The organism is Streptomyces sp. LS1784 (genome assembly GCF_020103755.1).
In the GTDB taxonomy this organism is placed as follows: domain Bacteria; phylum Actinomycetota; class Actinomycetes; order Streptomycetales; family Streptomycetaceae; genus Kitasatospora.
In genome coordinates this window covers 44,393-53,437 of record NZ_JAHSQD010000006.1, presented here as the reverse complement: position 1 = coordinate 53,437, position 9,045 = coordinate 44,393, and the positions used below count along the sequence as shown (strand labels likewise).

Genomic DNA, 9,045 nt, shown 5'->3' with positions numbered 1-9,045 from the left:
CGCCACCGCGACGCACGCCGCCGCCGGGGGCACCCCCTCGCCCGCCCCCACCACGGTGTCCGCGAACTCCTCCGGTGTCCGCAGCGGCCACGGCGTCACCGCCCACACCGCGTGCAGCGCCCCCACCGCGGCCAGCGCCGCCGACACCGCCGCCCCGGTCGCCCTGATCCCGCCCATCGCCCACGAACTCCCTTCGTCAACGGTCACCCGCTCCCCACCGTACGAGTGCTTACACCGCGCCCCGGAGGCCGCGGCAATTCGGTGGGCCGCTGCGCCGTTCACCACTACGGTGAGCGGCGAGGAGAGTGAACACGATGACCATGCGACCCCTGGACCTGGTGCCCGGCGACGGCGACGCCGTGGAGGAGTCCCTGCCCGTGCGCCTGCCCGCCGGGCTGCCGGCGGAGACCCGGCAGGCGCTGGAGTTCGCGGTGCGAGCCGCGGCCGAGGCGGTGATGGCCGGGCGGGTCAGGGTGACCGGGGCGCCGGACGGCGCGGACACCGCCGAAGTCGCCTTCGAGGTCCGTCAGTCCGACGTCCCCAAGTCGCTCACCGAGCAGACCGGTCAGCAGAGCAGGGCCGAACGCCGGGCGGCCATGGTGGCCCGCATCCGCACCGCCAACGCCGAGACGCTGGAGAGGCTCAAGGACCTGTGACCGAGTACCTGGACCTGGACGACGTCACCTACCTCGCCGGCGGGCCGGAGAACGTCCGCGACCTCGGCGGCCTGCTGTCGGCGATCGCCCGCCCGCAGGCGAGCCTGTTCGGCGACGACGCCTACCCGGACCTCTGGTCCAAGGCGGCCGCCCTCGGCCAGAGCCTGGCCCGCAACCACCCCCTGGTCGACCGCAACAAGCGCACCGCCTTCGAGGCGATGTTGCTGTTCCTGGACTACAACGGCGAGCCGTACACCGACCCGCACCCGGACGACGCCGTGGCGTTCATGCTCCGGCTCGCCACCGGGGGCTACGACGACACGATCGCCCTCGCCGCCAAGGACCTGAGGTCCCTGTTGGGGCGTTGAGCCTCCGTCCGGGCCCCCGTTCGGTCCCCGTCCGGCCCCGTTCGGTCCCCGTTCGGTCCCCGTCCGTCCCCGTCCGGTCCCGCTCCGCCACCCGGACGCACCGCCCACCTGCCCGGTCCCGCCCCGCGGTGGGAGGATCGATCCGTGCCCGACCTCCAGTCCCGCGCCGCCGTGCCCGCGCCCGCCCCCGGGCCCGCGCTCGGGCGCCGCCACCGCCTGCTCGTCCTGGCGATCTGCTGCCTGAGCCTGTTCATCGTCGGCCTCGACAACACCGTGGTGAACATCGCCCTGCCGTCGATCCAGCGGGACCTGGGCGCCCCACCGTCCGGGCTGCAGTGGATCATCGACGCCTACACCCTGGTGCTGGCCTCGCTGCTGATGCTGTTCGGCTCGGTGGCCGACCGCTTCGGCCGCCGCCGGGTCTTCCAGACCGGCCTGGTCTGCTTCGCGCTCGGCTCCCTGCTGTGCAGCCAGGCGCCGAGCCTGGGCTGGCTGGTGGCGTTCCGGGCGCTCCAGGCGGTGGGCGGCTCGATGCTCAACCCGGTGGCGATGTCGATCATCACCAACACCTTCACCGACCCGAGGGAACGCGCCCGGGCGATCGGCGTCTGGGGCGGCGTGGTCGGCATCTCGATGGCGCTCGGCCCGCTGCTCGGCGGCTTCCTGGTGGACGGTGCGGGCTGGCCGTCGATCTTCCTGATCAACGTCCCGGTGGCGCTCGCCGCCATCGCGCTGACCGCCCGCTACGTCCCGGAGTCCCGCGCGCCCCGGCCGCGCCGACTGGACCCGGTGGGCCAGCTGCTGATGATCGTGCTGCTCGGCTGCGGCACCGCCGCGATCATCGAGGGCCCGGCCAACGGCTGGACCTCCCCGCTGATCCTCACCCTGGCCGCGACCGCCCTGGCCGCGCTGATCGCCTTCCCGCTCTGGGAACGCCGGGTGGCCGAGCCGCTGGTGGACCCGCGGTTCTTCGCCAGCGCGCCGTTCACCGGCGCGACCGTCACCGCGGTCTGCGCCTTCGCCGCGCTCGGCGGCTTCCTCTTCCTCAACACCCTCTACCTCCAGGAGGTCCGCCACTACGGCCCGGTCGAGGCCGGCCTGTGGACGCTGCCGATGGCAGGGATGATGCTGGTCTGCGCGCCGCTGTCCGGACGGATCGTCGGCAGCCGGGGCCCGCGCCTGCCGCTGGTCGCGGCCGGGCTCGGCCTCGCCGCGAGCGGACTGCTGCTCACCCGGCTCACCGCCGACTCCCCGCCGGCCCTGCTGCTGGTCGCGTACGCGCTGTTCGGCTTCGGCTTCGGCATGGTGAACGCGCCGATCACCAACGCCGCCGTCGCCGGCATGCCGCGCACCCAGGCGGGCGTGGCGGCCGCGGTCGCCTCGACCAGCCGGCAGGTCGGCCAGTCGCTGGGCGTGGCGGTGATCGGCACGGTCGTCACCTCGGCCGTGGTCGGCCCGGTCGCGACCGGTTTCGCCCCGGCCAGCCACGCCGGCTGGTGGATCCTGGTCGGTCTCGGCGGTGCCGTCCTCGCGCTCGGCCTGGTCACCACCACCGCCTGGGCGAGCACGACGGCCGCCCGGGTGGCCGCCCGCCTCGGCTCCGAGCCGCCGGCCGTCCGGTCCGGTGTACGGGAGGCGCCGCCCGAGCGGCTACGATGACCACTACGGCGGAAGAGCCGGCCGGGCGGTCGCGACGGGTCCCAGACCCGCCGAGGAACGTCCGGGCTCCACAGAGCAGGGTGGTGGGTAACGCCCACCCGGGGTGACCCGCGGGACAGTGCCACAGAAAACAGACCGCCCACCGCTTTTCGCGGTGGGTAAGGGTGAAACGGTGGTGTAAGAGACCACCAGCGACCGGGGTGACCCGGCCGGCTAGGTAAACCCCACCTGGAGCAAGGTCAAGATCGGTGCCCTCGGGCGCCGTGCGCGGACGTTTGAAGGCTGCTCGCCCGAGTCCGCGGGTGGACCGCACGAGGCTGTCGGCAACGGCAGCCCTAGATGGATGGCCGCCTCCCCGGGCCGCGCAAGCAACCCGGGAGACAGAACCCGGCGTACAGGCCGACTCTTCCGCCCCCTTCCAGGTCGGGACCGCGACAAGCGGCCTGATCTGGGGGTTCAGTTTCCTCAGGATTTCTCACGTGTTCCCATGAGTGCTCGATCTGGGGCTCCCCAGGGACTCCCCACTCCCCGGAAACTCCCCAGATCTTCCCGCTTCGGGGCGCACGTAAGCCGCCCCGCACCCTCCACATGGGGGATACGGGGCGGCTTCGTGGGTCGGTAGGATTCCGGATGCCTCCCATGGCGTGAGGGTCTCCTACCGGCCCCAGGGATCCCGCCGGTCAGCGCCCGATGGAAGCGGGCACTGCGCGGCGGGAGCATGAGGCAGGGCCGGCCGCCTTCATGCGGCCGGCCCTGACTGTCAGCCCCAGATGGTGTCGTCGAGCGTTGCGGCGCTCGCCGTGACCGTGGGCGTGGGACTGGGCTGCGACGGGACGGCGCCCCAGATCGTGTCTGCAACCGTTGCCGGTTGGCGCTGAGCGGGCGTCCCCGCGGTCAGGCCGAGGCCGACGGCCAGGCCGATGCTGGCCAGGGCGCCGATGACGGCGGCGCGGCGCGGCGTCTTGTACTTGGACATGCAAGCACCCCTTTCGCTGCTGCTGCTCGGTAGCCTGTGGTGTGGGTGGTCAGGGGCGAAAACCCCGTGCACTCATGGTCCAGTTGGTTCTCTCTTGAATCAACCCGTTCACGCGATACTCTCGAAACCCTGCACTCAAGTGCATTCAGACACTCGGGGGATAGTGTGACAAGCAGGGTTAAACTGGACGTCGATGATGGTCGACTTTTGCTCACGAGTGCATCAAAAGACCTCTATCTTCGGCTGCTTGACGGTCAACCAGCCTCCGCTGATAACGCCGCCCTCCAGCTTCTGATCCAGTCCCAGCTCGTGGAACGCCATCCGGACACAGGCGAGTGGGAGCCTGCCGACGTCGACATGGTCATCCATCAGTGGCAGGCCACACTCCAAACCATGGCAGGCCAGTTCCTGGCCGAGGCGCAGTTGGTGCCGGCTCAGCTGCGAGAGCTAAGTGATGCCTACCGAAGGTCTCGCCCGAAGATCGCGCCAGTCGAGTACGTCACCGGCACGCAGGCCATCAACGAGCGAATCGCCGCGGCCGTACGCGGGGCCAGCGAGGAGCTGCTCAGCGCCCAGGCGTCCGGCCCACGGCCGGCGCACGTCCTGGCCGCGTCCTACGTGCAGGACATGGCCGCACTCGAACGCGGGCTGGTGCTGCGGACGATCTACCTGCCCTCGGTTCGCGGGGATGAGCCCACCGCAAGGTGGGCCCGCACGGTGACTGAGCGCGGGGCGGAAATCAGAACATCCCGCCACCTCAGTCGCATGATCATCATCGATCGAAGGCTTGCCGTCACGTCAGTTCTGACGCGAGGCGAGCCCGATCCGGTGGCAGTCGACCGTGCAGTCTTCATCACAGATGAGACCGTTGTGCAGCTACTGGTAGCCGCCTGGGAACGGGACTGGGCCCGAGCGCAGCCGTGGGACGGGGTTGACGCGGGCGTCACGCTTACGCAGCTACAGCGGGACATCCTGGAGGGCATCGGCCGCGGCCTCGAACAAGAGGATGTGGCAGCCGAACTCCACGTTTCCCGGCGAACCGTCGCGAACCGGCTGTCAGAACTGCGCGAGGCCACTGGATCGCGCAACATTGCCCAGCTTATGTACTGGTATGGGTTGCACTGTGATCAGGTCTGATCGGGCTGATGGCCTGAAGCGATGACCGCAGTGAATGCCCGGCCGGCCGCCGCAAACTCCAGGCTCATCCGGCCGTCGCGCCGGATGTAGTCGGCGGCCCGGTCGGGATCGGCGAGGAACAGGTCGAAGGCCTCGGCAGTGGCCGGGTCCAGGGGGAGCTCGGCGAGTAGTGTCCGCAGGGCCGCCACGGCGGCCGCCAATGTGGTGTGGGTGGAGGGTTCCGTGAGGCCCTCGACGGTGATGGTGTAGCTCACAGGTGCTCCCGGTTCAGGTCCCCCCGGGCTGCGGCGGGTCGGCTGCATCGAACTGGTGGACGATAAATGGCGGCATACCGGTACAGACTTTTGATCATGATCCGGTCAGCGTCAAGGGGTGCCAGCCCCGTACCAACCCGATGACCAGCAGATCCGTGACCGCAGAGACGTAGGGGCGCGGATCTTATCGCTCAGACGACAAGCCGACCTCACGCAGGAGAAGCTCGGGGAACGCGCAGGCCTTGATCGGCGGACCATCGGGCGGCTAGAGAACGGGCTCGTACCAGCCACCCTTGATCAGCTGGGCGCGATCGCACGGGCGATCGGTGTGCCGCTGTGGCGGCTGTTCCGCGAGAAGTGATCCCGGCCGGCCGCGCCGCCGTACGGCCGGCCAGGAGGTCAGCGGATACCGTGCGGCAGGTGACGGCTGCGGACGCCGTCCGGGGCGGTGCCAGCGCAGCCGACGTGGTCGCGGATCGTGTCCGAGTGGCTGTTGATCGGGGCGTTGTACGTGCCGCGGCCGTACTCACCGCACACCACGCAGTACCCGCTACACAGGTCGGCCGGCGGCGGGGTGCCGCTCACCGATCCGCCTTCGAGGCCTCGGCCGGTGCTGCCTCATCGGCTGCCGGGAGGGAACGGATGTGCGCGCCGAGCTCGTCGAAGCTGGCCTCGATGGCCGCCAGCTGCTGCGGGTCGATCGCCTCGTAGGTCGGCTTGTCGTTGGGGTGCATCAGGCACTCTCCTTGGGTGTGCAGTCCGGGTGTGCCACCACAGGCCAGCCGAGCGGGGCGGAGTCCTCGCCGGTCGGCGTGTAGACATGGCCGGCCGGGATCAGCGGTGGCTCCGGGGAGCCGCATGCCACGCATGCCTCTCCGTGGAGTCGCGCGGGGCTGATCGTTGCCGGGTCAATAGCGATCGGGTTCGGTGTCCCTGTCACGCCGACTACGATCCCCGACCGCTACCCCCGGAAGTGTCACAACCTGTGGCACCTACACAGCCCGAGCCCACCGAGCAAGCGCCATCACCCGGGCGTCACGCCCTCGGGTCAGCCGCACCATCGTTGCCAGCTCGGCCCGCACCTGTCCGTGCTCCCGCACGTGCTGTGGCGCAATCTGCCGCGCCACCAGCAGCGACTCCGCAGCATGCTGCGGCCGGCCGAGTTGCACCTGAGCCCTGCTGAGGTCGATGTAGTAGTGCGACCGGCGCTCAGCCGGCAGGCTCCGCGGCGGCGCCCACCGCGCCGCCGCATCGACCGCTTCCCGCAGATCACCCGACTCGCCCAGCTCGACCGCCACCGCCAGCCGATGAATCTCCAGCGAATCCGGGCCCACCGCTGTTCCGTCGTACAGCCGCTCGCGGACCCGGACGGCGAGCGCCTCGGCCTCACGGAGGTGAGTCCGGGCCTCGTCGGGCCGACGCATCCGGCCCGCCACAACCGCAGCCCGCATGTGCAACGCCGCCGCCGCAGCCATGAGGGGCTCTGTGCTGGGTGCCGGCATCCGGTCAACAGCGACCCGAAGCGACCGCAATCCAGAACCGAGCTGGCCAGCAGAGAAGAACGTCTCCATGCGAACGTAGGCTGCCGCGGCTTCCAAAGCTGGGTCGGCGGCGAGCGATGCAGCCCACCGCATCAACTCGACCAGCCTGGCCGATAGATCCCCGTAGCCGTACTTGTAGGCCACCGCGTCCGCTGACCGGATGACCAGCGCGAGGTAGCGGGCGGCCTGCGCGCGGTCGGCGCCGCCTGCCCGGTCGACCGCACGGAACAACTCCTCCAGCAGGCGCGGCATCTGCTCGGCGAGCCGGGCGTACTGCGACTGCACCCGGTCCTCGACCGCCCGATCGACAGCCGCCGCCAGTTCGGGCAGCGGCCGGACCGGGCCGTCCTCCGGCAGGTCGTAGGCGGCAATCACGCGCTGCAGCTCGGGAATGGCCTGGTGAACCCGGCTGTCCGTACGGCGGGGCCCCGCCAGCAGTTCCTCCGGCGTGGTCTGGACTGCCCGCGCCAGGGCATCGAGCACGGAGTCGGAGGGCCAACGCTCCCCACCCTCAACCTTGCGGAGCATGCTGACGCTCACGCCGGACGCGTCGAACACCTGGTGCCGAGTCAGTCCGGCTGCGTGTCGGGCGGTTTCGATCCGCTGACCGAGTGCGGCAGCAGTCGTGCCGGGCATAGTTTGGCTCCGTTCCGTGGTCGCACTCGGAACGGTACCGGCGCCCGTGCGGGCACTGGGCGGATTCGCCCCGGCGGCGTGACTGCCGGGGCGGTCCTGCTACAGGCCAGCCAGCAGCTCGGCCAGCTCTGTCAGCGAGTTCACGGTCCAGTCCGCATCCGGCGCGTTGGTTGTGAGGCCGATCGGGCCGCGGCGAAGATGCACGGCCCGGAGGCCGGCGGCCTGGGCAGGCGCCACGTCGTTTGCCGGGTGATCGCCGACGTACACGATCTCGTGAGGCTCGCCGGGCGCCCACTCCATCACCCGCTCGAAGAAGGTCGGCGATGGCTTGGACGCTCCCCATTCGGCCGAGGTGGCGATGGCGTCTGCCGGAAGCGCGAGATCGGCTAGCAGGGCCGAGACCGCGGCGTTCTGGTTGCCCGCGATGCCCACCCACAGCCCGGCCTCGCGCAGCCGGGACAGTGCCGGGCGCACGTCCGGGTAGAGGTCAGACTCGTCGAGGTAGTCGCCCTGGCCGGCCGCCTGCCGGGCCTGCCATTCGGCAGCCACGTCGACGCCCGGCCTGATGATCCGGATCGCGTCGGCGTTGTCGCGGCCGTGGGCCAGCACCGAGCCGACCAGCGCGGACATCGTGTGTGTTGGGACATCGAGCCATCGGGCCCAGTCACCCCAGTAGCGAGTGTCGCTGGTCAGGGTCTCGCCGATGTCGAACACCACGGAGCGCATGGCGTGAGCCTACCTGCCTCGGCTTGTTCGAACCTGGTCGTACGATGTCTGCATGGCCGACCTCGCGCTCCCCGATGACCTGCTGCCTCTCCACACTGCCGCGCTGGCGGCGGACCGGGGCATGACTGCGGCACGGGAGGTCGGCGGCGACGTCGAGGCCGCACGCGAGACCTACCTGGCCGCAGCCGCGGCGCTGGAGGAGCACCCCTACTGGGAGCAGGCCCGGCAGGCAGGCGAGCACTACAAGGCGTGACAGCAGTCCCTCCAGGCCGCGAAGAAGGCGCTCGACGGCGCCGAGGCCTGACCCGTTAGGTCACAGGTCGGCTAACCCGGCCAAACCCGACGTCCCCGGCCGATACGGTCCCCTCACCACAAACCCGTGTCCCAGGGGGGACCATGCGCCGCACCACCCTCAGCCTCACCGCCGCTGCCCTGCTCGCCGCAACCGCAGCCTGCTCCAGCAGTAACTCGGCCGACAAGCCGGCCGCCGCAGCCCCGACCGGTGCGGCCGCAGTTCAGACCGGCGGAGCCGCCGCTCCCGCACAACCCAGCGCACCTGCCCCCGCAGCCGATGCGACAGCCGTCCTCGCGAAGCTTGCCGCGACCGTGAAGTCCGTCAAGGCGGGCGCGCCGGTGACCGCCGAGTCGGACCCGAACCACTTGCTCGGACGGCCGGGCCAGTACACGTCCAAGGTCACGTTCGCGGACTCGCGCATCAAGGCCGCCGACGTCGAAGGGGAGAAGGACGACTCGGTCAACCGTGGCGGCGCCATCGAGGTGTTCGCCACCGAAGCCGACGCCAAAACCCGCGCTGACTACATCCAGGGCATCGTCAAGGGCATGCCCGCGCTGATGGAGTACGACTACGTGCGCGGCCCGGTGCTGGTCAGGGTGTCGAAGCTGCTGACGCCCGACCAGGCGCAGGGACTGCAGGCCGCCGTCTGACGGAACGGCGAAGCGCCCCCGCCCTCCTGAAGGAGAGCGGGGGCGTTCTGTTGCCCGCGAGCGCGGGCGCAACGAGCCGTTGAAACAGGGCCACGAACCATCCCCGCGAATGCGGGGCCTGCCTCAGGTCGACTGTGCCAAGTTGGG

13 protein-coding genes, 1 other RNA gene and 1 pseudogene are annotated in these 9,045 nt (G+C 70.7%); 8 read left to right on the top strand and 7 right to left on the bottom strand.

From position 1 onward, the window contains the following. Nucleotides 1–207 (bottom strand): annotated as a pseudogene (locus tag KS423_RS02030) (hypothetical protein); the annotation flags it as partial. Nucleotides 208–314: 107 nt separating this feature from the next. Here KS423_RS02030 and KS423_RS02025 point away from each other — a divergent pair. The 4 genes from KS423_RS02025 (at nt 315) to rnpB (ending at nt 3,094) form a co-directional block, all read left to right on the top strand. Continuing rightward, entirely contained in the window at nt 315–656 is a 342-nt protein-coding gene (locus KS423_RS02025) for a hypothetical protein (RefSeq protein ID WP_224274136.1), read from the top strand. Then, nucleotides 653–1,024: a type II toxin-antitoxin system death-on-curing family toxin gene (locus KS423_RS02020; RefSeq protein WP_224274134.1), complete on the top strand. Its 372-nt coding sequence runs from the start codon at nt 653–655 to the stop codon at nt 1,022–1,024. Before KS423_RS02025 ends, KS423_RS02020 begins: the two co-directional genes overlap by 4 nt. A 144-nt stretch (nt 1,025–1,168) precedes the next feature. Beyond that, nucleotides 1,169–2,683: an MFS transporter gene (locus KS423_RS02015; protein ID WP_374119887.1), complete on the top strand. Its 1,515-nt coding sequence runs from the start codon at nt 1,169–1,171 to the stop codon at nt 2,681–2,683. 13 nt (nt 2,684–2,696) lie between these two features. Further along, an RNA gene (gene rnpB, locus KS423_RS02010) (RNase P RNA component class A) lies at nt 2,697–3,094 on the top strand. Nucleotides 3,095–3,443: 349 nt separating this feature from the next. On the opposite strand, the gene KS423_RS02005 is transcribed toward rnpB, so the two are convergent. Further along, nucleotides 3,444–3,659 carry a hypothetical protein gene (locus KS423_RS02005; RefSeq protein ID WP_224274127.1) on the bottom strand — a complete coding sequence of 72 codons (216 nt, stop codon included), beginning with the start codon at nt 3,657–3,659 and terminating at the stop codon, nt 3,444–3,446. 165 nt (nt 3,660–3,824) lie between these two features. On the opposite strand from KS423_RS02005, the gene KS423_RS02000 reads away from it, so the two are divergent. Beyond that, nucleotides 3,825–4,796, top strand: a complete 972-nt coding sequence (locus KS423_RS02000; protein WP_224274126.1) for a LuxR C-terminal-related transcriptional regulator — start codon at nt 3,825–3,827, stop codon at nt 4,794–4,796. Here KS423_RS02000 and KS423_RS01995 read toward each other — a convergent pair. Next, a complete protein-coding gene (locus KS423_RS01995; protein ID WP_224274124.1) occupies nt 4,787–5,050 on the bottom strand; it encodes a hypothetical protein in 264 nt (87 codons plus the stop codon). The genes KS423_RS02000 and KS423_RS01995 overlap by 10 nt on opposite strands. A gap of 118 nt (nt 5,051–5,168) precedes the next feature. Here KS423_RS01995 and KS423_RS01990 point away from each other — a divergent pair, with 118 nt between their 5' ends. Next, nucleotides 5,169–5,411 (top strand): helix-turn-helix domain-containing protein, encoded by a 243-nt coding sequence (locus KS423_RS01990; protein WP_224274122.1) that lies wholly within the window; start codon nt 5,169–5,171, stop codon nt 5,409–5,411. 38 nt (nt 5,412–5,449) lie between these two features. Here KS423_RS01990 and KS423_RS01985 read toward each other — a convergent pair whose 3' ends face one another. From KS423_RS01985 to KS423_RS01970, 4 genes are all read right to left on the bottom strand, one after another. Beyond that, nucleotides 5,450–5,635: a hypothetical protein gene (locus KS423_RS01985; protein WP_224274120.1), complete on the bottom strand. Its 186-nt coding sequence runs from the start codon at nt 5,633–5,635 to the stop codon at nt 5,450–5,452. Next, nucleotides 5,632–5,784 carry a hypothetical protein gene (locus KS423_RS01980; protein WP_224274118.1) on the bottom strand — a complete coding sequence of 51 codons (153 nt, stop codon included), beginning with the start codon at nt 5,782–5,784 and terminating at the stop codon, nt 5,632–5,634. The genes KS423_RS01985 and KS423_RS01980 overlap by 4 nt, the downstream gene beginning before the upstream one ends. 258 nt (nt 5,785–6,042) lie before the next feature. Beyond that, a complete protein-coding gene (locus KS423_RS01975) occupies nt 6,043–7,227 on the bottom strand; it encodes a helix-turn-helix domain-containing protein (RefSeq protein WP_224274116.1) in 1,185 nt (394 codons plus the stop codon). 99 nt (nt 7,228–7,326) lie between these two features. After that, nucleotides 7,327–7,953, bottom strand: coding sequence for an HAD family hydrolase (locus KS423_RS01970; protein WP_224274115.1), 627 nt, complete (start codon nt 7,951–7,953; stop codon nt 7,327–7,329). Nucleotides 7,954–8,074: 121 nt separating this feature from the next. Between KS423_RS01970 and KS423_RS47130 the strand changes: the two genes are divergently transcribed. Both KS423_RS47130 and KS423_RS01965 read left to right on the top strand, forming a co-directional pair. Beyond that, nucleotides 8,075–8,206, top strand: coding sequence for a hypothetical protein (locus KS423_RS47130; protein ID WP_263454363.1), 132 nt, complete (start codon nt 8,075–8,077; stop codon nt 8,204–8,206). 143 nt (nt 8,207–8,349) lie between these two features. Further along, on the top strand, nt 8,350–8,898 hold the full coding sequence (locus tag KS423_RS01965) for a hypothetical protein (RefSeq protein WP_224274113.1): 549 nt from the start codon (nt 8,350–8,352) through the stop codon (nt 8,896–8,898). Nucleotides 8,899–9,045 lie beyond the last annotated feature (147 nt).